Source organism: Streptomyces sp. NPDC001781 (assembly GCF_053596035.1).
Genome location: NZ_JBSFFI010000001.1, coordinates 15,267 through 36,252, shown reverse-complemented (window position 1 = coordinate 36,252; position 20,986 = coordinate 15,267). Strand labels below are relative to the sequence as shown.

General features: G+C 72.3%; 21 protein-coding genes. 15 read left to right on the top strand and 6 right to left on the bottom strand.

Annotation, left to right across the window (positions count from 1 at the left end; genetic code table 11):
* Nucleotides 1-84: 84 nt before the first annotated feature.
* The 4 genes from ACWCV3_RS00180 (at nt 85) to ACWCV3_RS00165 (ending at nt 3,681) form a co-directional block, all read left to right on the top strand.
* Nucleotides 85-1,113, top strand: a complete 1,029-nt coding sequence (locus ACWCV3_RS00180; RefSeq protein WP_451215963.1) for a S1C family serine protease — start codon at nt 85-87, stop codon at nt 1,111-1,113.
* A gap of 57 nt (nt 1,114-1,170) precedes the next feature.
* Nucleotides 1,171-1,404: a hypothetical protein gene (locus ACWCV3_RS00175; protein WP_451215960.1), complete on the top strand. Its 234-nt coding sequence runs from the start codon at nt 1,171-1,173 to the stop codon at nt 1,402-1,404.
* A 91-nt stretch (nt 1,405-1,495) separates the two neighbouring features.
* Nucleotides 1,496-2,230 (top strand): response regulator transcription factor, encoded by a 735-nt coding sequence (locus tag ACWCV3_RS00170; protein WP_451215957.1) that lies wholly within the window; start codon nt 1,496-1,498, stop codon nt 2,228-2,230.
* A gap of 8 nt (nt 2,231-2,238) precedes the next feature.
* Complete coding sequence (locus ACWCV3_RS00165; protein WP_451215954.1) at nt 2,239-3,681, top strand: sensor histidine kinase; 1,443 nt, start codon at nt 2,239-2,241, stop codon at nt 3,679-3,681.
* 220 nt (nt 3,682-3,901) lie between these two features.
* Here ACWCV3_RS00165 and ACWCV3_RS00160 read toward each other — a convergent pair whose 3' ends face one another.
* Nucleotides 3,902-5,521 (bottom strand): ABC-F family ATP-binding cassette domain-containing protein, encoded by a 1,620-nt coding sequence (locus ACWCV3_RS00160; protein ID WP_451215951.1) that lies wholly within the window; start codon nt 5,519-5,521, stop codon nt 3,902-3,904.
* 89 nt (nt 5,522-5,610) lie between these two features.
* On the opposite strand from ACWCV3_RS00160, the gene mshD reads away from it, so the two are divergent.
* The 9 genes from mshD (at nt 5,611) to ACWCV3_RS00115 (ending at nt 14,272) form a co-directional block, all read left to right on the top strand.
* Entirely contained in the window at nt 5,611-6,537 is a 927-nt protein-coding gene (gene mshD, locus ACWCV3_RS00155; protein ID WP_451215948.1) for a mycothiol synthase, read from the top strand.
* Nucleotides 6,538-6,641: 104 nt separating this feature from the next.
* Complete coding sequence (locus ACWCV3_RS00150; RefSeq protein WP_451215945.1) at nt 6,642-7,028, top strand: GntR family transcriptional regulator; 387 nt, start codon at nt 6,642-6,644, stop codon at nt 7,026-7,028.
* Nucleotides 7,025-7,909: an ABC transporter ATP-binding protein gene (locus ACWCV3_RS00145; protein ID WP_451215942.1), complete on the top strand. Its 885-nt coding sequence runs from the start codon at nt 7,025-7,027 to the stop codon at nt 7,907-7,909. The genes ACWCV3_RS00150 and ACWCV3_RS00145 overlap by 4 nt, the downstream gene beginning before the upstream one ends.
* A complete protein-coding gene (locus ACWCV3_RS00140; RefSeq protein WP_451215939.1) occupies nt 7,906-8,859 on the top strand; it encodes an ABC transporter permease in 954 nt (317 codons plus the stop codon). Before ACWCV3_RS00145 ends, ACWCV3_RS00140 begins: the two co-directional genes overlap by 4 nt.
* 223 nt (nt 8,860-9,082) lie before the next feature.
* Nucleotides 9,083-11,335: an RNA degradosome polyphosphate kinase gene (locus ACWCV3_RS00135; RefSeq protein WP_451215937.1), complete on the top strand. Its 2,253-nt coding sequence runs from the start codon at nt 9,083-9,085 to the stop codon at nt 11,333-11,335.
* Complete coding sequence (locus ACWCV3_RS00130) at nt 11,316-12,356, top strand: CHAD domain-containing protein (RefSeq protein ID WP_451215934.1); 1,041 nt, start codon at nt 11,316-11,318, stop codon at nt 12,354-12,356. Before ACWCV3_RS00135 ends, ACWCV3_RS00130 begins: the two co-directional genes overlap by 20 nt.
* Nucleotides 12,357-12,373: 17 nt before the next feature.
* Nucleotides 12,374-12,805 (top strand): NUDIX hydrolase, encoded by a 432-nt coding sequence (locus tag ACWCV3_RS00125; RefSeq protein ID WP_451215931.1) that lies wholly within the window; start codon nt 12,374-12,376, stop codon nt 12,803-12,805.
* A gap of 400 nt (nt 12,806-13,205) precedes the next feature.
* A complete protein-coding gene (locus ACWCV3_RS00120; RefSeq protein WP_451215928.1) occupies nt 13,206-14,024 on the top strand; it encodes a hypothetical protein in 819 nt (272 codons plus the stop codon).
* Between the two features lie 89 nt (nt 14,025-14,113).
* A complete protein-coding gene (locus ACWCV3_RS00115) occupies nt 14,114-14,272 on the top strand; it encodes a hypothetical protein (RefSeq protein ID WP_451216809.1) in 159 nt (52 codons plus the stop codon).
* A 140-nt stretch (nt 14,273-14,412) separates the two neighbouring features.
* Here ACWCV3_RS00115 and ACWCV3_RS00110 read toward each other — a convergent pair whose 3' ends face one another.
* The gene (locus tag ACWCV3_RS00110; RefSeq protein ID WP_451215925.1) at nt 14,413-14,718 is read right to left on the bottom strand and encodes a metal-sensitive transcriptional regulator; all 306 of its coding nucleotides are present in this window, start codon (nt 14,716-14,718) and stop codon (nt 14,413-14,415) included.
* Nucleotides 14,719-14,923: 205 nt separating this feature from the next.
* Between ACWCV3_RS00110 and ACWCV3_RS00105 the strand changes: the two genes are divergently transcribed.
* On the top strand, nt 14,924-15,544 hold the full coding sequence (locus ACWCV3_RS00105) for a DUF47 domain-containing protein (RefSeq protein WP_381098436.1): 621 nt from the start codon (nt 14,924-14,926) through the stop codon (nt 15,542-15,544).
* A 7-nt stretch (nt 15,545-15,551) separates the two neighbouring features.
* Complete coding sequence (locus tag ACWCV3_RS00100) at nt 15,552-16,550, top strand: anion permease (protein WP_451215921.1); 999 nt, start codon at nt 15,552-15,554, stop codon at nt 16,548-16,550.
* Nucleotides 16,551-16,657: 107 nt separating this feature from the next.
* Here ACWCV3_RS00100 and pstB read toward each other — a convergent pair whose 3' ends face one another.
* The 4 genes from pstB to pstS form a co-directional block, all read right to left on the bottom strand.
* Nucleotides 16,658-17,434: a phosphate ABC transporter ATP-binding protein PstB gene (pstB, locus tag ACWCV3_RS00095; RefSeq protein ID WP_451215918.1), complete on the bottom strand. Its 777-nt coding sequence runs from the start codon at nt 17,432-17,434 to the stop codon at nt 16,658-16,660.
* Nucleotides 17,435-17,471: 37 nt separating this feature from the next.
* The gene (gene pstA, locus ACWCV3_RS00090; RefSeq protein WP_451215915.1) at nt 17,472-18,530 is read right to left on the bottom strand and encodes a phosphate ABC transporter permease PstA; all 1,059 of its coding nucleotides are present in this window, start codon (nt 18,528-18,530) and stop codon (nt 17,472-17,474) included.
* On the bottom strand, nt 18,527-19,528 hold the full coding sequence (gene pstC / locus ACWCV3_RS00085) for a phosphate ABC transporter permease subunit PstC (protein WP_451215912.1): 1,002 nt from the start codon (nt 19,526-19,528) through the stop codon (nt 18,527-18,529). The genes pstA and pstC overlap by 4 nt, the downstream gene beginning before the upstream one ends.
* 107 nt (nt 19,529-19,635) lie before the next feature.
* On the bottom strand, nt 19,636-20,760 hold the full coding sequence (gene pstS, locus ACWCV3_RS00080; protein WP_451215909.1) for a phosphate ABC transporter substrate-binding protein PstS: 1,125 nt from the start codon (nt 20,758-20,760) through the stop codon (nt 19,636-19,638).
* Nucleotides 20,761-20,986 lie beyond the last annotated feature (226 nt).

Below are 20,986 nucleotides of genomic sequence, written 5' to 3'. Positions count from 1 at the left end.
GTCTCATAGGAACCGAAGGCGGTTCTGCCGGGGTTCTCAGACGGGCCTCAGGAAGCTCTCATGGTCGCGGGACATGCTCCTCGTATGACCGAGAGCACGCGCCGCAGCGGCGGCCACGAGGACGAGCACCCCGAGGGCACTCCCGCACAGCCGTACGCGGCCTTCCCCGCGGCGGGTGTGCACCCCGAGTGGCCGCCCCCGCCGGCCCACGCCCCCACCGCGGGGTCCGGGCATCGGCGCAGGCGTCCCGGTGGCCCGGTCTCGCTGCTCGCGGCGGTCGCGCTGGGCGCGGCCGCGGTGGGCGGAGGCACCGCCTACGCCATCCAGCAGCTCACCGGGCACGGCACCCCCGCCACCGGCACGTCCACCCCCGTGGTCGCGGCCGGCAAGAAGGGCGACGTGGCGAACATCGCCGCGGCGCTCACCCCCAGCGTGGTCGAGGTCAACGCGACCCTCGCGAGCGGCTCGTCCACCGGCTCCGGCGTGATCGTCAGCGCCGACGGCGAGATCGTCACCAACAACCACGTCGTCTCCGGCGCCTCCTCGGTGAAGGTGCGCACCAGCGACGGCACCAGCCGCACCGCCCGTGTGGTCGGTACCGACAGCTCCAAGGACCTGGCGCTGCTGAGGGTGGAGGGCGCCTCGGGGCTCAGGGCGGCGCCGCTGGGCACCTCCTCGGGCGTCCAGGTCGGTGACACGGTCGTGGCGATCGGCTCCCCCGAGGGGCTGACCTCCACCGTCACCAGCGGCATCGTCTCCGCGCTCGACCGGGACGTGACCGTCTCCACCGACGAGGGGCGAAGCGGCCAGGGGCCGGGCGGCGAGGAGCAGTGGCCGTTCCAGTTCGGCGGCCGTGAGTTCAACGGCGACACCGGCTCCTCCACCACCACCTACAAGGCCATCCAGACCGACGCCTCGCTCAACCCCGGCAACTCCGGCGGCGCCCTCATCGACGCCTCGGGCCGGGTGATCGGGATCAACTCCGCCATGTACTCCTCGGGTTCCCAGGCTTCCTCGTCCTCGGACGCGGGCAGCATCGGGCTCGGCTTCGCCATCCCCGTCGACACCGTCAAGGCCGACCTGGCGAAGCTCCGGGCGGGTTCCACGAGCTGACAGCACTTCCCCGAGCACCAGCAGTACCGAGCAGTACCGAGCAGCAGGGAGAACGTCATGATCAAGCGCGTCTCGCACCAGGCCCCTGTCTCCGGACCGGCGAACGTCGTCGTCGCCCTCGAGGTGGCGCACGAGCTGCACACCCCCGACCCCCGACCCCGCCTGCCCGAGCTGCCCACTCCCGCGCCCCAGCTCATGGGTCTGCGCACCTCCGCCGCCCGCCCGCACCGCCGCAAGGTGCCGCTGAACCGCCTCGACGCCCTGACCCGGCTCACCCCGGCCGGGGTCTGACCCCCCGGCCTCGGACGCGGCGGAGCCGAAACGTGCGAGGCTGATGACCGCCCCGTCCACGCCCCACCGCACCCGCGAGGTACCGCCAGCGATGAGCCCCGCCGAAGGAGACCGCGACCCCCAGCGCATCCTGATCGTCGACGACGAACCGGCCGTACGCGAGGCCCTGGAACGCAGCCTCGCCTTCGAGGGGTACGACACCCGGTCCGCCGTCGACGGAGCGGACGCGCTGGAGCAGGCCGGGGAGTACCGGCCCGACCTGGTCGTGCTGGACATCCAGATGCCCCGCATGGACGGGCTGACCGCCGCCCGCCGCATCCGGAACACCGGGGACACCACCCCGATCCTGATGCTGACGGCCCGGGACACGGTCGGGGACCGGGTGACGGGACTGGACGCCGGGGCCGACGACTACCTGGTCAAGCCCTTCGAGCTGGACGAGCTGTTCGCCCGCATCAGGGCGCTGCTGCGGCGCAGCTCGTACGCCGGGAGCGTCTCCGCCGAGGCCCGCGAGGACGAGGCGCTCAGCTTCGGCGACCTGCGGATGAACCTCGCCACGCGGGAGGTACGGCGGGGCGAGCGGCAGGTGGAGCTGACCCGGACCGAGTTCACGCTGCTGGAGATGTTCATGGCGCATCCGCGCCAGGTGCTGACCCGGGAGCAGATCCTCAAGGCGGTGTGGGGCTTCGACTTCGAGCCCTCCTCCAACTCCCTCGACGTGTACGTGATGTACCTGCGCCGCAAGACCGAGGCGGGCGGCGAGCCCCGGCTCGTGCACACCGTCCGGGGCGTCGGGTACGTCCTGCGGCAGGGCGGCGCCGAGTGAGGAGGCTGATGCGCCGCTACAAGGCGCTGCCGATCCGGGCGAGGCTCGCGATGCTGGTCGCGGCGGCCGTCGCCTTCGCGGTGGCCGCGGTGTCGGTGACCTGCTGGTTCATCGTGCAGGGCAAGCTCTACAGCGAGATGGACGAGCGCCTGCAGAGCCTCGGCCGCCCGCTCAGCCCCGACCAGGTGACCACGCTGCTGCTGACCTGCCCGCAGTCCCCCGGCGCGGACGAGGGACCGCCCTCGTTCCTCTACCTCCAGATCGTCACCGCCGAGGGCAAGACGTGCGTCACCCCGTTCTCCGAGGGCACGGTGAAGACCACCGCCGCGGACGTGGCCGCCGCCCGCCACGCCACCCTCGGCCGGCGCACCCTGCGCGACGGCGTCGACTCCAAGGGCAACGACGTACGGGTGATGACCAGCGCCGTTCCCGTCGGCGGAGCCCCCGGTACGCAGCCGTACCCGGAGGTCGCCGTGATGGTGGCCTTCTCCCTGAAGGACACCCAGCGCACCCTGAGCGACCTGGCGCTGATCCTGCTGCTCGTCTCCGGGATCGGTGTGGTGGGCGCGGGCGCGGCCGGGCTCGCGGTGGCGCGGGCCGGGCTCCGGCCGGTGGACAAGCTGACCGAGGCGGTCGAGCACGTGGCCCGCACCGAGGACCTCGCCGTCCGCATCCCGGTGGCCGACGACAGCGACGACGAGGTGGCCCGGCTCTCCCGGTCCTTCAACTCGATGACGACCGCGCTGGCCGGGTCCCGCGACCTCCAGCAGCAGTTGATCGCGGACGCCGGGCACGAGCTGCGCACCCCGCTCACCTCGCTGCGCACCAACATCGAGCTGCTGACCCGCAGCGAGGAGACCGGGCGCCCGATCCCGGCCGCCGACCGCAAGGCGCTGCTGGCCTCGGTGAAGGCCCAGATGACCGAGCTGGCCGCGCTGATCGGGGACCTTCAGGAACTCTCCCGCGCCGAGGGGCAGCGCGGGGAGCGGGTGCAGGTGTTCTCCTTCCAGGAGACCGTCGAGGAGGCGCTGCGCCGGGCCCGGCTGCGCGGGCCGGAGCTGACGATCACGGCGGACCTGGAGCCCTGGTTCGTCCGGGCGGAGCCCTCGGCGCTGGAGCGCGCGGTGGTCAACATCCTGGACAACGCCGTGAAGTTCAGCCCCGAGGGCGGCACCGTCGACGTCCGGCTGACCGATGGCGTGCTGACCGTCCGGGACCACGGTCCGGGCATCCCGGCCGACGAACTCCCCTACGTCTTCGACCGGTTCTGGCGCTCCCCCAGCGCCCGCGCGCTGCCCGGCTCGGGGCTCGGCCTGTCCATCGTGGCCCGTACGGTCCAGCAGGCGGGCGGCGAGGTCACCCTCGACCGCGCCCCGGACGGCGGCACGGTCGCCACCGTCCGGCTGCCGGGCGCGCCGACGCCGCCGCCGAACACGCACCAGGAGGACTAGGGCCCGGCGGATCGAGGTGCGGGGTCCGGTCCCTGACCCGGCCTGACCAGAACGAAAGCCCCTGAGGGCTGTCCCGTGGTCCCCGGTGGATCAGCGCGCGGCGGCGGATGCGGTGCATCGCAAGGCGCGAGGGTCGCCCTCGTACCGGGCGTACGGGGGCAACGCGGCGAGGCGCCGTGGCTGTCGTCGCGCGCCCGCCGGGGACTACGGGACAGCGCCCTCAGCGGGCGCGCTCCACCCGGCGTTCGTCCCACACCGGTTCCGGGGTCTCGCGGACCCGGCCGTCGGAGCCGAAGACCAGGAAGCGGTCGAAGGAGCGGGCGAACCAGCGGTCGTGGGTGACGGCCAGCACGGTCCCCTCGTACGCCTCCAGTGCCTCCTGGAGGGCCTCCGCGCTCTCCAGGTCCAGGTTGTCGGTGGGCTCGTCCAGCAGCAGGGCGGTGGTGCCGGCGAGTTCCAGCAGCAGGATCTGGAGCCGGGCCTGCTGGCCGCCGGAGAGCCGCTCGAAGTTCTGCTCGGCCTGCCGGTCCAGGCCGTAGCGGCGCAGGATCGACATGGCCGGGCCGCGCGCCTGGGAGTGCTCGGACCACAGGATGTCCAGCAGGGTGCGGCCGACCAGTTCCGGGTGGGCGTGGGTCTGCGCGAAGTGACCCGGCACCACCCGCGCGCCGAGCTTCCACAGCCCGGTGTGCGCGATGCCGGCGCCCGCCAGCAGGCGCAGGAAGTGGGACTTGCCGGAACCGTTGGAGCCGAGGACCGCGACCCGCTCGCCGTAGAAGACCTCCAGGTCGAACGGTTTCATCAGCCCGGTCAGCTCCAGCGCCTCGCAGGTGATCGCGCGCACCCCGGTACGGCCGCCGCGCAGCCGCATCCGGATGTCCTGCTCCTTGGGCGGCTCCGGCGGCGGCCCGGCCTCCTCGAACTTGCGCAGCCGGGTCTGCGCGGCCGCGTAGCGCGAGGCCATCTCGTGGCTGACCGAGGCCGCCTGCTGGAGGGTGACCACCAGCTTCTTGAGCTGGGCGTGCTTCTCCGACCAGCGACGGCGCAGCTCCTCGAAGCGGGCGAAGCGCTCGCGGCGGGCCTCGTGGTACGTGGCGAAGCCACCCCCGTGCACCCATACGTCGGCGCCACCCTCGGCGGGCTCCACGCTGACGATCCGCTCGGCACAGCGGGCGAGCAGTTCCCGGTCGTGCGAGATGAAGAGCACGGTCTTGCGGGTGGCCCGAATCTGCTCCTCCAGCCAGCGCTTGCCCGGCACGTCGAGGTAGTTGTCCGGCTCGTCCAGCAGCAGCACCTCGTCGTGGCCCCGGAAGAAGTACTCCAGCACCAGCCGCTTCTGCTCACCGCCGGACAGGGTGTTCACCTGGCGCCACTGGGCCTGGTCGTAGGGGATGCCGAGGGCGGCCGTGGTGCAGATGTCCCACAGGGTCTCCGTCTCGTACCCCTGGGCCTCGGCCCAGTCGGAGAGGGCCTGGGCGTACGCCATCTGCGCGGCCTCGTCGTCCACGGTCATGATGGCGTGCTCGGCCTCGTCGACCGCCTTCGCGGCCGCGCGGATGCGCCGGGGGGCGACGGAGACGAGGAGGTCGCGGACGGTCGACGCGTCCCGGACGCCGCCGACGAACTGGGGCATCACCCCGAGTCCGCCGCTGACGCCCACCTTGCCGCCGTGCGCGTCCAGTTCACCGGCGATGATCCTGAGCAACGTCGTCTTGCCCGCGCCGTTCGGGCCGACCAGCGCCACCGCTGAGCCCTCGCCGACACGGAACGACACATCACCGAGCAGCGCCCGCCCGTCCGGCAGGTAGTACTCGACATGCGCCACGTCCAGATGTCCCATGGCCGGCATTCTCCCCGCCCGGACCCGCCGGGCGGAAACGGGTTTCCCGGGCACCCTGCGCCGGCCGCCCGCGCCGTACTCTCATACGCATGAGCAGCGACGACTCCGTACGGTCCTTCCCCGCCCGCTCCATCGAGACGCACGCCGCCCTCACGCCGGACCAGGCCGAGGCCGTGCTGGCGCTCCTCACCGAGGCCGCCCGCGCGGACGGGCAGCAGCCGGTCTCCGAGCAGGGGCGGCTGCAGCTGCGCGGCGGCGCCCGGCCGGGCGTCTCCCATCTGCTGCTGTACGCAGGGGACGAACTGACCGGCTACGCCCAGCTGGAGGACACCGACCCGGTGGAGGCGCCTGCCGCCGAGCTGGTCGTGCGGCCCACGCGGCGGGGGCGCGGGCACGGACGGGCGCTCGGCACCGCCCTGCTGGCGGCCTCCGGCAAGCGGCTGCGGGTCTGGGCGCACGGCGGCCACCCGGCGGCCCGGCATCTCGGGCAGGTGCTCGGTCTGACCCTGTTCCGCGAACTGCGCCAGATGCGGCGCCCGCTGACCGGCCTCGAACTGCCCGACCCCGTGCTGCCGGACGGCGTGACGGTACGGGCCTTCGAGCCGGGCCGGGACGAGGAGGCGTGGCTCGCGGTCAACGCCGCCGCCTTCGCCCACCACCCCGAGCAGGGCTCGCTGACCCGGCGTGACCTGGACGACCGGGAGGGTGAGGCGTGGTTCGACCCCGCCGGGTTCTTCCTGGCCGAGCAGGACGGCGAGCTGGTCGGCTTCCACTGGACCAAGGAGCACGCCGAGGAGAGGCTGGGCGAGGTGTACGTGGTCGGAGTGCGCCCCGGCCGCCAGGGCGGCGGTCTCGGCAAGGCCCTCACCACGATCGGCCTGCGCCACCTGGCCGGGCGCGGCCTGCCCACCGCGATGCTCTACGTCGACGCGGACAACAAGGCGGCGGTGTCGGTGTACGAACGGCTGGGCTTCACCACCCACGAGACGGACCTGATGTACCGCACGGAGACGTGAACGGGGCTTGCCGCGAGCTGACTTGAGGGGCGTCCGGGCTTGACGGGCGCCCCTCTTCCGCACCACCATTCCACTAATCAATTAGTGAAAGGGTGGTTCAGCGCGTGGTCGAATACCGCATCGACCGGCACAGCGGGGTCGCCACCTACGTCCAGCTCGTCCAGCAGACCAAACAGGCGCTGCGCCTCGGACTGCTGCGCCCGGGCGACCGGTTGCCCACCGCCCGCGAGGTCGTGGAGGCCACCGCCATCAACCCCAATACCGTCCTGAAGGCGTACCGCGAGCTGGAGCGGGAGGGACTGGTGGAGGCCCGACGCGGGCTGGGCACCTTCGTCCGCCGCACGCTCGGCTCCGCCCCCGCCGACTCGCCGCTGCGGGCCGAGCTGGAGGAGTGGGCCCGGCGGGCGGTCGGGGCCGGATGGGACCGGGACGACATGGCGGCCCTCTTCACGGCCGTCCTCGACAGGAACTTCCAGGGAGAACGTTCATGAGCGACGCCGCGATCGAGGCCACCGGCCTCGGCAGACGGTACGGACGGCGGGGCGCCTGGGCGCTGCGCGACTGCGCGTTCCGGCTGCCCGCCGGCCGCGTGTGTGCCGTGGTGGGCCCCAACGGGGCCGGAAAGAGCACCCTGTTCGCCATCGCGGCGGGCCTCATGGCGCCCACCGAGGGTGAGTTGCGGGTCCTGGGCACATCTCCGGCCGACGCCCGCCCCCGCGTGGGTTACGTGGCGCAGACCAGGCCGCTGTATCCGCAGCTCACGGTCGCCGAGACGCTGCGCATGGGCGCCGACCTCAACCCCGGCCGCTGGGACGCGGCCGGCGCGCAGCGGGTCGTCGCCGGGGGCGACCTCGACCCCGGTGCCCGGATACGGTCCCTCTCCGTCGGTCAGCGCACCCGGGTCGCGCTCGCCCTGGCGCTGGGCAAGCGGCCCGGACTGCTGCTGCTGGACGAGCCGATGGCCGACCTCGACCCTCTCGCCCGGCACGATCTGATGGGAGTGCTGATGGGCACGGCGGCCGAGCACGGCACCACCATCGCCATGTCCTCCCACGTCGTCGCCGAGGTCGAGGAGTCGTGCGACCACCTGCTGCTCATCGGCTCCGGCCGGGTGCGGCTGGCCGGCGGGATCGACGATCTGCTCGACGCCCACCTGCGCGTAGCCGGCTCCGCCGAGGAGGGCGCGCTGACCGGGCACACGGTGGTCGAGTCCCGTACCACCGGACGTCAGCTCTCCGCGCTGATCCGGCCGGCCGGGCCGGTCGCGGGCGACTGGCGCACCGGGCGGCCCACCCTGGAGGACCTCGTCCTCGCCCACCTGCGCGGCGCGGACGCGCCCGCGCTCACCCTGACCGAGGAGCGCGCCGCGTGAGCAGTCTTTCCGTCTCCGCCCGCTGGACGTTCCGCCTGCACCGGTGGGCGGTGACCTTGTGGACCGCCCTCACCGCGGTGATCGGCGGGCTGCTGCTGTGGGCGGCGGGCTCGCCCGCGGACCTGGCGAACCGCGCCTGGGCGCAGCGGCGGGCATGCGCCGGCCTCGACGCGTGCCCCCTCCTCGACCCCGGTCCGTACGCCACCACGTACACGCTGCTGACGTACGCCGTGATCCTCCTGCCGTTCCTCGTGGCGGCGTGGGCGGGCGCCACGCTGACCGCGCGGGAGCTGGAGTCGGGTACCGCGGTGACGGCCTGGACCCAGGGTGTCGGGCCCGCGCGCTGGCTGGCCGTCCGGCTGGCCGTGCCCGCGGCGGTGGTCACGGTGGGCGCGGGTCTGCTGGTGGCTCTCCACCGCTTCGCCTGGGAGGCCGCCGACGACCGGGGGGAGCCGCGGGACGAATGGTGGAAGCCCTTCACCTTCCACGCCAACGGCCTCACGGTCGTCGCCGCCTGCCTGACCGCGCTCGCCGTGGGCGCCCTGACCGGCCTGCTGGTCCGCCGCGCGCTGCCCGCCCTCGGCCTGAGCCTGGCCGCCTCGGTGCTGCTGCTCGGGGGCGCCCACCGGCTCGTGCCGCACCTGTGGACACCCGTGACCCGGACGGTGCCCTTCCGGGCGGGGTATCCCCACCTGCACTCGGGTGTGGAGCTCTCGCACGGCATGGTCACCAGCGGCGGAGCCCACGTCCCCACCCCCGAGTGCCGTGTCCCCAGCGTGACCGCCTGCCTGCGCCTGTACGAGAGCCACGGCGGCACCGGCTACTTCACCACCTACCACCCCGCCTCCCACTACTGGCCCCTCCAGCTCACCACCAGCGCCCTCCTGCTGGTCGTGGCCGCGCTGCTGACCGCCGCCTGCTTCCTGGTGCTGCGGCGGCGCACCGGCTGACCTGCGACGGCGGCCCCCGGCCCCTGGGGGCCGCCCCCCGATTTCCCACGCGTCATGTGCCCGTAACCCTTGATTCAGAACCGCTTGCGACCCTCGGGCGATGGAACCCGTGGCCCCCCACTCCCAGCCGCGGCCCGGAGGGGCCGGAGGTGGCGCGTCCGTTCCCGCGGATCACTTGAGAACAGACGCTGCCGTAACGCCCCTGGCGCGGAAGAATGGGTTCATGAGTCAGCGAGAAGCCCAGGTACCGGCCCACCCGTCCCCCGAAGCCGCCCTGCGGCCGCAGCCCCCCGTGGGCTCGATCGCCGCCCACCGCCCGCACACGGTCGCGGCGGCCGTCTCCGACCTGGAACCGGATCTCGACGCCGACCTCGACGTGTACGAGGAGCGGGCCACGGACGGCGCCCCGCTGCCCCAGGGCCGCTTCCTGGACCGGGAGCGGAGCTGGCTCGCCTTCAACGAGCGCGTGCTGGAGCTGGCCGAGGACCCCACCACCCCGCTGCTGGAGCGCGCCAACTTCCTCGCGATCTTCGCCAGCAACCTGGACGAGTTCTTCATGGTCCGGGTGGCCGGTCTGAAGCGCCGTATCGCCACCGGGGTCGCCACCCGTTCCGCCTCCGGGCTCCAGCCCCGCGAGGTGCTGGAGATGATCTGGTCCCGCTCGCGCGAGCTGATGGCGCGGCACGCCGCCTGCTACCACGAGGACGTCGCCCCCGCACTCGCGGAGGAGGGCATCCACCTGGTCCGCTGGAGCGAGCTGACCGACAAGGAGCAGGCCCGCCTGTTCACCCTGTTCCGGCACCAGATCTTCCCGGTGCTGACCCCGCTCGCCGTGGACCCCGCGCACCCCTTCCCGTACATCTCCGGCCTCTCGCTGAACCTGGCCGTCGTCGTACGCAACCCGGTCAGCGGCCACAAGCACTTCGCCCGCGTCAAGGTGCCCCCGCTGCTGTCCCGCTTCCTGGAGAGCAGCCCCGGCCGGTTCGTCCCGCTGGAGGACGTGATCGGCGCGCACCTGGAGGAGCTGTTCCCCGGCATGGAGGTGCTGGAGCACCACGCCTTCCGGCTCACCCGCAACGAGGACCTGGAGGTCGAGGAGGACGACGCGGAGAACCTGCTCCAGGCGCTGGAGAAGGAGCTGATGCGGCGCCGCTTCGGGCCGCCGGTCCGCCTGGAGGTCGAGGAGGACATCGACCGCGAGGTGCTGGACCTCCTGGTGCGCGAGCTGAAGATCTCCGAGGCCGAGGTGTACCCGCTGCCCGGCCCGCTGGACCTCACCGGTCTGTTCCGCATCCACGGCCTGGACCGGCCGGAGCTGAAGTACCGCAAGTTCGTCGCGGGCACCAACCGGGACCTCTCCGAGGTGGAGTCCGCCTCCGCGCCGGACGTCTTCGCCGCACTGCGCCAGCGCGACGTGCTGCTGCACCACCCGTACGACTCCTTCTCCACCTCGGTGCAGGCGTTCCTGGAGCAGGCCGCGCAGGACCCGGACGTACTGGCGATCAAGCAGACGCTGTACCGCACCTCCGGCGACTCCCCGATAGTGGACGCGCTGATCGACGCGGCCGAGTCCGGCAAGCAGGTCCTCGTGCTGGTCGAGATCAAGGCCCGCTTCGACGAGCACGCCAATATCAAGTGGGCGCGCAAGCTGGAGGAGGCCGGCTGCCACGTCGTCTACGGCCTGGTCGGGCTGAAGACCCACTGCAAGCTGTCGCTGGTGGTCCGCCAGGAGGGCGAGACCCTGCGCCGCTACAGCCACGTCGGCACCGGCAACTACCACCCGAAGACGGCCCGGCTGTACGAGGACCTCGGGCTGCTCACCGCCGATCCACAGGTCGGCGCGGACCTCTCCGACCTCTTCAACCGGCTCTCCGGCTACTCCCGCCGCGAGACCTACCGCCGGCTGCTGGTCGCCCCCAAGTCGCTGCGGGACGGCCTGATATCGCGCATCGACAAGGAGATCCAGCACCACCGCGCGGGCCGCCCGGCCTTCGTCAAGATCAAGGTCAACTCCATGGTCGACGAGGCCGTCATCGACGCCTGCTACCGGGCCTCCCAGGCGGGCGTCCCGGTCGACGTCTGGGTGCGCGGCATCTGCGCGGTACGGCCCGGTGTCGCGGGACTCTCGGAGAACATCCGGGTCCGCTCGATCCTCGGCCGGTTCCTCGAGCACTCCCGCGTGTTCGCCTTCGGCAACGGCGGCGAGCCCGAAATCTGGTTCGGCAGCGCCGACATGATGCACCGCAACCTCGACCGCCGGATCGAGGCGCTGGTCCGGGTCACCGACCCCGGCCACCGGGCGACCCTCAACCGCCTGCTGGACACCGGCATGTCCGACACCACCGCCTCCTGGCACCTGGGCCCCGACGGCGAGTGGACCCGGCACGCGGCCGACGCCGACGGACACCCGTTGCGCAACGTACAGGAGACGCTCATTGACGCCCGGAGGCGCCGGCGTGGCACCACGACACCCTGACCGTCCCCACCCGGAGACCGTCCCGGCGGGAGCCGGTCCCGCCCGGACGGACCCCACCGGGGACGACCTCGCCGCGTACCTCCGGGCGCAGGCCACGGATTTCCTGCGCGCCCTGCGAGCCCAGCGGGAACACGGGAACGGGGCCGACGGCGCCGCCGGCGCGGGGCGCGCGCTGCGCCGCTCCGCCCGCCGGATCAGCGCCGCCCTGCACACCTTCCGGGCTCTGCTGGACCCCGCCTGGGCCGACTCGGTACGGCCGGAACTGGCCTGGGTGTCGGGCACGTTGGCGTTGGAGCACACGCAGGAGGCCCGGCTGGACCGGCTGTTGCTCGCGCTGCACCGGCTCTCCGGGCCCACTCCCCTGCCGGTGGGAGCCGCGGTGCACGCGGGCGCCCCGGCACCGGCCCCCGAGCGGGGCAGTCTCACCGTGGGCGCGGCCAAGGCGGGGGCGCTGCTGGAGCGCCGCCTCACCCTGGCCCGGACCCGCGCCCACTCCGCCGCGCTGGAGGCGCTGGGCTCCGCCCGCTTCCACGCCGTCGCCGACCGGGTCGCCCTGCTGGCCAGTGACGTCCCCCTGGCACCGGGCGCCGCGACCGCCGCCCTGGGACCGGCGGCCGCCGCCGCGGAGGACCGGCTGGCCGGCGCCGTCTCGGTACTGCCCCTGGTCACCGCCGGAGACCCCTACAACGCGCAGGCACTGGTCCACGGCCTCTCCCCCGACCCCGCCCCGCACCCCCAGGACGGCCCCTGGCACCAGGTCAGGCTGCTGCTCCGCCTGCACCGCTACGCCCGCGAGATCCCGCACCCCGCGCCCGCCGACCCCCGTCTCCGCTCCGCCGCCGAGGCCCTCACCCGCCACCGCGACGCAGCCGAGGCCGCCGCCGAAGCCGCCCAGGCCGCCCGCACCCCCCGCATCGCCCCCGCCACCGCCTACTCCCTCGGCGTCCTGCACGCCGACCAGCGCCACGAGGTGGAGGCCGCGAGGTTCGCCTTCCGGCAGACCTGGCAGCAGACCCCCTGACCCCCGAGGAGCCTCCCGTGCCCACCGGCCCCCACGCGCTCCCCAAGCTCGTCCGCGCCGCCGGCTGCGTCCTGTGGCGCCGGGCCCCCGGCACCGGCGCCCTGGAGGTGTGCCTGGTGCACCGTCCCCGGTACGACGACTGGTCGCACCCCAAGGGCAAGCTCAAGCGGGGGGAGTCCGCGCCGGCGGCCGCCGTGCGGGAGGTGGGCGAGGAGACGGGCTACGCGGCCGAGCTGGGGGCCGAACTGCCGACGCTGAGGTATCCGGTCGACGGCCGGCCCAAGCAGGTGCGGTACTGGGCCGCCGAGGCCGTCTCCGGGGCGTTCGCGCCCAACTCCGAGGTGGACCGGGTGGTGTGGCTGACGCCCGCCGAGGCGCGTACCCGGATCAGCCACCCCCGCGACCGCGATCTGCTCGACGCGCTCACCCAGCGGCTCGAACACCACTGAAAGCGGGGGCAGAAGGGACGGAGCGCTCACGCTCCCCCGGGGTGCCCCTCCGCGTCCGTCCGCGCCTGGCTGCGCGCCCGCCGGGCGGGACCGCGCCAGCCGCAACTGCACCGCGCCACACAGAAGCGTCCCTGCTCGGTCGTCTCCGTGCGGTGTTCCCGCGCCCCCTCGGGGCCCTCCTCAGACGCCACGACGCCACGCTACCGGCCGCGCGCCGGGGCTTGCGCGCGCCCCCCTGACACCCCCTGCGGGGACCGGTCGGCGCGTGACGGCACTCCCTACCCGTCGTTAACCGGAACGACAGGGGGCCAGTGACGGACATAACCGGCTGGGGGTAAGGCAGGCCATGGATCGGCGGCAGCACACGCGCGCGGGCAGGACGGGCGTCGCGGTGGGGATCATGGGACTCACGGTCGGGCTCGGGGCGGGCGCCTCGGGGTGTTCCGGCAACGGGGCCGCCGCCGCGGGGGTGAACGGCGCGGGCGGCGAGCCGGTGGCCGTGCTCCGGCACGCCGCCGACGCCCTGCGCGCGGCGGGCACCGCCCGGGCCACCACCTCCATGGAGATGGCCACCGGCGGCACCCGCGTCACCGTCCGGGGCCGGGGTGTGTACGACTTCGAGCGACGCCTCGGCGAACTGACCGTGGTCCTCCCGGCGGACCCGACCGGCACTCCGGAACACCGGCCCATCACCGAACTCCTCGCCCCGGGAGCCCTGTTCATGAAGAACCGGGGCGCGGGCGTGCCCGCCGGCAAATGGGTCCGCGTGGAGGCCGCCACGGCCTTGGACGGCAATCTGGTCACCGGCGGCGCGACCGACCCGTACGCGGCGGCGGAGGTGCTGCGCGGCACCCGTACCGCGAGCTACGTGGGCCGCACCAGCGTCGGCGGCGCCGCCGTGCGGCACTACCGGGGCACGGCCGACCTGGCGGGCGCGGCCCGCGCGGCCTCGGCGGGCAACCGGGCGCCGCTCGCCGCGGCGGCGAAGGGGTTCGCCACGGCCGAGGTCCCCTTCGACGTGTATCTCGACGACGAGGGCCGTGTCCGCAAGCTCCGCCAGCGCTTCAGCTTCGTCAACGGGCGCCGGGCGGCGGCCGTGGCGGTGACCTCCACCACTCTGCTGCACGCCTTCGGCACCGAGGTGGACGTCACACTCCCCCGTGACGCCGACATCTACGCAGGCCGCCTCGCGGAGGACGAGGGGGCCCCGGCGGACTAGCCCGTCCGTGCCATGCGCGGTACGTGGCGCGATCCCTACTCTAGGAAGCCGGTACCGGCAGGCAGGACCAAGAGGACGAGGTGACGCGCGTGGCTCCGGTCGGCGGTACGGCGGTGCAGGACCACGTGGCCCTCGCCGAGATAGAGCTGTGCGGCGAACTGATCATCGCCGCGTCGGCCGCCGAGGACCGGCTGAGCCTGGCGAGCATAGACGAGGTGCTCCGGGTCACCGAGGAGCGTGCCGCCTAGTGCTGTGACCGGAAAGGTCCACCGGTTCGCGGCGTCCGGCACGGCACCAGCCGGGTCCTGTCCGGCGGACCACGGCGCGGACGCGGCATCGGTCGGCACCGCTGCTCCCCCGCGCCTCGATCCACCGGACAGGCCCTGGCTCAGGTGCGCAGCAGGCGGCCGATGGCCTTCGTCGCCTCGTCGACCTTCGCGTCGATCTCGTCGCCGCCCTTGAGGGCCGCGTCGGCGACGCAGTGCCGCAGGTGCTCCTCCAGCAGCCGGAGCGCGAAGGACTGCAGCCCCTTGGTGGAGGCGGAGACCTGGGTGAGCACGTCGATGCAGTACGTGTCCTCCTCGACCATCCGCTGGAGCCCCCGGATCTGGCCCTCGATCCGGCGCAGCCGCTTGAGGTGCTCGTCCTTCCGGTGGTGGTAACCGTGCGTGGCGCCGGCCTCGGTCGTCGTCATCGCGGGCCTCCATCTCGGGACGGCGGGGCCGTATACCCCTGGCGGGTATAGCCTAACGAATTCCGCGGGGCAGTGGACCGGTCCGAGGTCCCCCGTGCCGAGCACCGTGCGCGATGGGCGACACTGGGGGATGGCCCGATAGCCGTGGCCGGATGATGCGCCTAGCATCAGCCTGACCGAAACCAAAGCATCCCGAGGACCACACGTGCGCTTTCGTCTGACCCCCAGGGAGACGAGCTTCTACGACATGTTCGCCGCGTCCGCGGACAACATCGTCACTGGCTCGAAGCTCCTGATGGAACTGCTCGGGGCGGACTCCTCCGCCCGAGCCGAGATCGCAGAGCGTATGCGGGCCGCGGAACACGCCGGTGACGACGCCACGCACGCGATCTTCCACCAGCTCAACTCCTCCTTCATCACGCCGTTCGACCGCGAGGACATCTACAACCTCGCCTCGTCGCTCGACGACATCATGGACTTCATGGAGGAGGCCGTCGACCTGGTCGTCCTCTACAACATCGAGGAGCTGCCGAAGGGTGTCGAGCAGCAGATCGAGGTGCTGGCACGGGCCGCCGTGCTGACGGCGGAGGCCATGCCGAACCTGCGCACCATGGCGAACCTCACCGAGTACTGGATCGAGGTCAACCGGCTGGAGAACCAGGCCGACCAGATCCACCGCAAGCTGCTCGCCCAGCTCTTCAACGGCAAGTACGACGCGATCGAGGTGCTGAAGCTCAAGCAGGTCGTGGACGTGCTGGAAGAGGCGGCGGACGCGTTCGAGCACGTGGCGAACACGGTGGAGACCATCGCCGTCAAGGAGTCCTGAGGCGTCGATGGACACCTTCGCTCTGATCGTGACCGTAGGGGTCGCGCTCGTCTTCACGTACACCAACGGCTTCCACGACTCCGCGAACGCGATCGCCACCTCGGTGTCGACGCGTGCGCTGACCCCGCGCGCCGCGCTGGCGATGGCGGCCGTGATGAACCTCGCCGGTGCCTTCCTCGGCTCCGGCGTCGCCAAGACCGTCTCCGAGGGCCTGATCGAGACCCCGCAGGGCTCGAAGGGGATGGGCATCCTCTTCGCCGCGCTGATCGGCGCGATCGTCTGGAACCTCGCCACCTGGTACTTCGGCCTGCCCTCGTCCTCCTCCCACGCGCTGTTCGGCGGCATGGTGGGCGCGGCGCTGGCGGGCGGCACCGACGTGCTGTGGGGCGGGGTGATCGACAAGATCGTCATCCCGATGTTCCTCTCCCCGGTGGTCGGTCTCATCGGCGGCTACCTGGTGATGACGGCCATCCTGTGGCTGTTCCGCAAGGCCAACCCGCACAAGGCCAAGCGCGGTTTCCGCATAGCCCAGACCGTGTCGGCGGCGGGCATGGCGCTCGGCCACGGCCTCCAGGACGCGCAGAAGACCATGGGTGTCGTGGTGCTCGCCCTGGTGATCTCCGGCAACGAGACCTTCGGCGACCCGATCCCGGTCTGGGTCAAGATCGCCTGTGCGCTGATGCTGTCGCTCGGCACCTACGCGGGCGGCTGGCGCATCATGCGCACCCTGGGCCGCAAGATCATCGAGCTGGACCCGCCGCAGGGCTTCGCGGCCGAGGCGACCGGCGCGTCGATCATGTTCACCACGGCGTTCCTGTTCAAGGCGCCGATCTCCACGACCCACGTCATCACCTCGGCGATCATGGGCGTGGGCGCGACCAAGCGGGTCAACGCGGTCCGCTGGGGCGTCGCCAAGAACATCGTGCTCGGCTGGTTCATCACCATGCCGGCCGCCGGGCTGGTCGCGGCCGGCGTCTTCGAGCTGGTCAACCTGGCCGTGCTGTAGAGAACCCGCGCACGGAGGAAGGGCCCGCCCCCGGGAACACCGGGGGCGGGCCCTTCCCACATCCTCGCGGAGGCACCGCCATGCAGCACCGCGAGGGGCTCGGCGGCTCAGCCGAAGCGGCCGGAGATGTAGTCCTCGGTCGCCTGCACCGACGGGTTGGAGAAGATCCGCTCGGTCTCGTCGATCTCCACCAGCCGGCCCGGCTGCCCCACCCCGGCCAGGTTGAAGAAGGCCGTACGGTCCGAGACGCGCGCCGCCTGCTGCATGTTGTGCGTCACGATGACGATCGTGAAGCGCTCCTTCAGCTCGCCGATCAGGTCCTCGATCGCCAGCGTGGAGATCGGGTCCAGCGCGGAGCACGGCTCGTCCATCAGCAGCACCCGCGGCTCGACGGCGATGGCCCGCGCGATGCACAGCCGCTGCTGCTGGCCGCCGGAGAGGCCGGAGCCGGGCTTGTTCAGCCGGTCCTTGACCTCGTTCCACAGGTTGGCGCCGCGCAGCGACTTCTCCACCACGTCGTCCAGCTCGCTCTTGCGGTGGCCGCCGTTCAGGCGCAGGCCCGCCGCCACGTTCTCGAAGATGGACATGGTGGGGAACGGGTTCGGGCGCTGGAACACCATGCCGACCTCGCGCCGCACCGACACCGGGTCGACGCCGCTGCCGTACAGGTCCTCGTCGTCCAGCAGCACCTTGCCCTCGACGCGGCCGCCGGGGGTCACCTCGTGCATCCGGTTCAGGGTGCGCAGGAACGTCGACTTGCCGCAGCCGGAGGGGCCGATGAACGCCGTCACCGAACGCGGTTCCACGGTCATCGAGATGTCCTCGATCGCCTTGTGGGCACCGTAGAAGGCGGTGAGTCCGCTCACATCGATTCGCTTGGCCATTGCTTCACTTCCAGTCGGTCACTGAGGGGGGCCGCGGTCAGCGACCGGTCTTGGGGGCCTTCCAGCGGGCGATGCCGCGGGCCACCAGGTTGAGGATCATCACGAACGCGATCAGCGTCAGCGACGCGGCCCAGGCACGGTCGTAGGCCGCGCCCGCGCCCGCGCTCTGCGCGTACTGCTGGTAGATGTACAGCGGCAGCGACGCCTGGGCGCCCTCGAAGGGGTTGGCGTTGATGAAGGGGTTGCCGAACACCAGCAGCAGCACCGGGGCGGTCTCGCCCGCGATCCGGGCGACGGCCAGCATGACGCCGGTCGTGATACCGCCCAGCGAGGTCGGCAGGACCACCTTGAGGATGGTCCGCCACTTCGGGATGCCGAGCGCCAGGGACGCCTCGCGCAGCTCGTTCGGGACCAGCTTCAGCATCTCCTCGGTGGAGCGCACCACCACGGGCATCATCAGAATCGCCAGGGCCAGCGAGCCGGCGAACCCGAAGGGCTGGAGGTCGAGGATCAGCATCAGGCTGAGGATGAACAGGCCCGCGACGATGGACGGGATGCCCGTCATCACGTCGACGAAGAACGTCACCGCCAGGGCGAGCCGGCCCCGGCCGTACTCCACCAGGTAGATCGCGGTGAGCACACCGATGGGCGCGCCGATCGCGGTGGCGAGGCCCACCTGCTCCAGGCTGCCGAGGATGGCGTGGTAGATGCCTCCGCCGGGCTCGGAGTCGGCGACCAGGCCCATGGAGTGGCTGAGGAAGTAGCCGTCGAGGACCTTCACACCGCGCGAGACGGTCGTCCAGACCAGCGACACCAGCGGGATCACGGCCAGCAGGAACGCCACCCAGACCAGCGCGGTGGCGACCCGGTCCTTGGCCTGCCGGCGGCCCTCCGCGCGGGCGGCGACCACATAGGTGCCGAGGACGAACAGCAGCGCGGCGATCAGGCCCCACTGGACGTGGCTGGTGAGGCCGGCCACCAGGCCGATACCGACGGCCAGGGCGATCGACCCGGCCGCGACGGCCCACAGGGACCACTTCGGCAGCCCGGCGCCGCGCCGCACACCGGCGCCGTCGGGAGAGATTGCGGTGCTCATGCGTTGGCCCCCGAGTACTCCTTGCGGCGGGCGATGATCGCGCGGGCCGCGCCGTTGACCAGCAGGGTGATGACGAACAGGACCAGACCGGAGGCGATCAGCGCGTCCCGGCCCTGCACGGACGCCTCACCGAACTTGGAGGCGATGTTCTGGGCGAAGGTGCCGCCACCGGGGTCGAGCAGGCTGGCCTGGATGTCGTAGCTCGGGGAGAGCACGGTGGCCACGGCCATCGTCTCGCCGAGCGCGCGGCCGAGGCCGAGCATCGCGGCCGAGATCACACCGGAGCGCCCGAAGGGCAGCACCGCCATGCGGACGACCTCCCAGCGGGTGGCGCCGAGGGCCAGCGCGGCCTCCTCGTGCATCTGGGGCACCTGGCGGAAGACCTCGCGGCTCACGTTGGTGATGATCGGCAGGATCATGATCGCCAGCAGGATGCCGACGGTCAGCATCGCGCGCGGGGCGCCGCCGTGCCAGGCGAAGATCCCGGTCCAGCCGAGGAACTGGTCCAGCCAGCCGTACAGGCCCTGCATGTGCGGGACGAGGATCAGGGCGCCCCACAGGCCGTAGACGATCGAGGGTACGGCGGCGAGCAGGTCGATCACGTAGGCGATCGGGCCGCTCAGCCGGCGCGGGGCGTAGTGCGTGAGGAACAGCGCGATGGCGACCGCGATCGGCAGGGCCAGCGCCATGGCGACGACCGAGGAGACCACCGTGCCGAAGGCCAGCACGGCGATGCCGAAGACCGGCGGGTCGGTGTTGGTGTTCCACTCGAAGGTGGTCAGGAAGTTGCCGTCGTCGGCGCTGATCGCCAGGCACGCCCGGTAGGTGAGGAAGACCGCGATCGCGGCCATGATCACCAGGAGCAGGATGCCCGAGCCGCGCGAGAGGGCCAGGAAGATCCGGTCGCCGGGGCGGGTCACGCCCCGTGCGGTCCGCCGCTCGCCGGCGTCGGGCCGGGGGGCGGAGGGGGGTACGTCAGTGGTCGTCGATATGTCCATCGGGTTCTCCGGTCTGCTGAGCCGCGCGGGGCGGCTCGGGCGGCGGTGCACCGGACGGTGCGCCCGGCCCCGGGGAAGCGGGGCCGGTGCGCACACTCGGGGTCAGGTCAGCTCAAGGAGGCGACGGTGGTGCGGACCTTGGCGATGATCTCCGCGGGGACGGGCGCGTAGTCGTTCTGCGCCAGCACCTTCTGGCCGTCCTCACTGGCGAGGTAGGTCAGGAACGCCTTGGTCGCGGGCAGCGTCTCGGGCTTGTTGCCCTTGTCGCAGACGATCTCGTAGGTGACCAGGGTGATCGGGTAGGCACCCTCGGCCTTGGTGTTGTAGTCCAGCTTCAGCGACAGGTCCTTACCCGTGCCCACGACCTTGGCGGCCGCGATGTCGGCGGTGGCGGACTCGGTGGAGGGCTTCACCGGGGTCTTGGCACCGGTGGCGATGGCCACGGTGGTCATGTCCTTGGCGTAGGACAGCTCGAAGTAGCCGATCGCGCCCGGGTTCTGCTTGACGCCCTGGGCCACACCGGCCGACCCGGAGGCCGCCTGGCCGCCCTTGGCCTGCCACGCCTTGCCGCCCTCGTACTTCCAGTTGTCCGGGGTGGTGGCCTTCAGGTACTTGGTGAAGTTGTCGGTGGTGCCGGAGTCCTCGGAGCGGTGGAACGCCTGGATCTTCAGGTCGGGCAGCTTCGCCGAGGGGTTCAGCTTCTTGATCGCCGGGTCGTTCCAGTTCTGGATCTTGCTGTCGAAGATCTTGGCGAGCGTCGGGGCGTCCAGCACCAGGTTGTCCACGCCGGGCACGTTGTAGCCGAGCGCGATCGGGCCGCCGACCATCGGCAGGTCGATGCCCTGGCCGCCCTTGCAGACCTTCTTGGAGGCGACGACCTCTTCCGGCTTCAGCGCGGAGTCGGAGCCGGCGAAGGCGATCTGGCCCTGGTTGAACGAGGTGACACCGGCACCCGAGCCGGCGCCCTTGTAGTTGATCTGCACACCGCACGCCTGGGAGAAGTTCTTCACCCACGCGTCGATCGCGTTCTTCTGCGCCGAGGAGCCGTCGGCCAGAAGCTGGCCCTTGGCGCCGTCGCACTTGATCGAACCGGCGGCGGCCGACGAGGACGAGCCGGTGCCCGCCTTCGTGCCCGTGTCGTCGGAACCGCACGCCGTCAGGGCCAGGGCACCGGAGACGGCGACCGCACCGAGCGAGAGGGCGCGCAGCCGGTTCTTGCGCTGAAGCTTCACGTTCGGAAGTTCCTTCCAGGAGCCGCCGCTAGGGGCGGCGTGCGACGTTGGGTGGTACGCGAGTGCATCCGTTCCGCACTCCGTACCGGCTACGGCCGAAATTAGGCAGAACAGGTGAAGCCGCCGATGGCCCGAAGTGAACGAGGGGTGAACCCCTGCCGTCGGCCTGGTGAGGTGACGGAACGCTCACGGACAGGACACGCGAAGGTACCGGCGGCCGCCCAGC

Excerpts from the sequence above, each read along its gene's own strand:
- pstB (WP_451215918.1), bottom strand. The coding sequence starts at position 17,434 with ATGGCCAAGCGAATCGATGTGAGCGGACTCACCGCCTTCTACGGTGCC.
- ACWCV3_RS00110 (WP_451215925.1), bottom strand. The coding sequence starts at position 14,718 with ATGACGACGACCGAGGCCGGCGCCACGCACGGTTACCACCACCGGAAG.
- pstA (WP_451215915.1), bottom strand. The coding sequence starts at position 18,530 with ATGAGCACCGCAATCTCTCCCGACGGCGCCGGTGTGCGGCGCGGCGCC.
- ACWCV3_RS00145 (WP_451215942.1), top strand. The coding sequence starts at position 7,025 with ATGAGCGACGCCGCGATCGAGGCCACCGGCCTCGGCAGACGGTACGGA.
- mshD (WP_451215948.1), top strand. The coding sequence starts at position 5,611 with ATGAGCAGCGACGACTCCGTACGGTCCTTCCCCGCCCGCTCCATCGAG.
- ACWCV3_RS00100 (WP_451215921.1), top strand. The coding sequence starts at position 15,552 with ATGGACACCTTCGCTCTGATCGTGACCGTAGGGGTCGCGCTCGTCTTC.
- ACWCV3_RS00120 (WP_451215928.1), top strand. The coding sequence starts at position 13,206 with ATGGGACTCACGGTCGGGCTCGGGGCGGGCGCCTCGGGGTGTTCCGGC.
- ACWCV3_RS00170 (WP_451215957.1), top strand. The coding sequence starts at position 1,496 with ATGAGCCCCGCCGAAGGAGACCGCGACCCCCAGCGCATCCTGATCGTC.
- ACWCV3_RS00175 (WP_451215960.1), top strand. The coding sequence starts at position 1,171 with ATGATCAAGCGCGTCTCGCACCAGGCCCCTGTCTCCGGACCGGCGAAC.
- ACWCV3_RS00135 (WP_451215937.1), top strand. The coding sequence starts at position 9,083 with ATGAGTCAGCGAGAAGCCCAGGTACCGGCCCACCCGTCCCCCGAAGCC.
- ACWCV3_RS00160 (WP_451215951.1), bottom strand. The coding sequence starts at position 5,521 with ATGGGACATCTGGACGTGGCGCATGTCGAGTACTACCTGCCGGACGGG.
- pstC (WP_451215912.1), bottom strand. The coding sequence starts at position 19,528 with ATGGACATATCGACGACCACTGACGTACCCCCCTCCGCCCCCCGGCCC.
- ACWCV3_RS00180 (WP_451215963.1), top strand. The coding sequence starts at position 85 with ATGACCGAGAGCACGCGCCGCAGCGGCGGCCACGAGGACGAGCACCCC.
- ACWCV3_RS00165 (WP_451215954.1), top strand. The coding sequence starts at position 2,239 with ATGCGCCGCTACAAGGCGCTGCCGATCCGGGCGAGGCTCGCGATGCTG.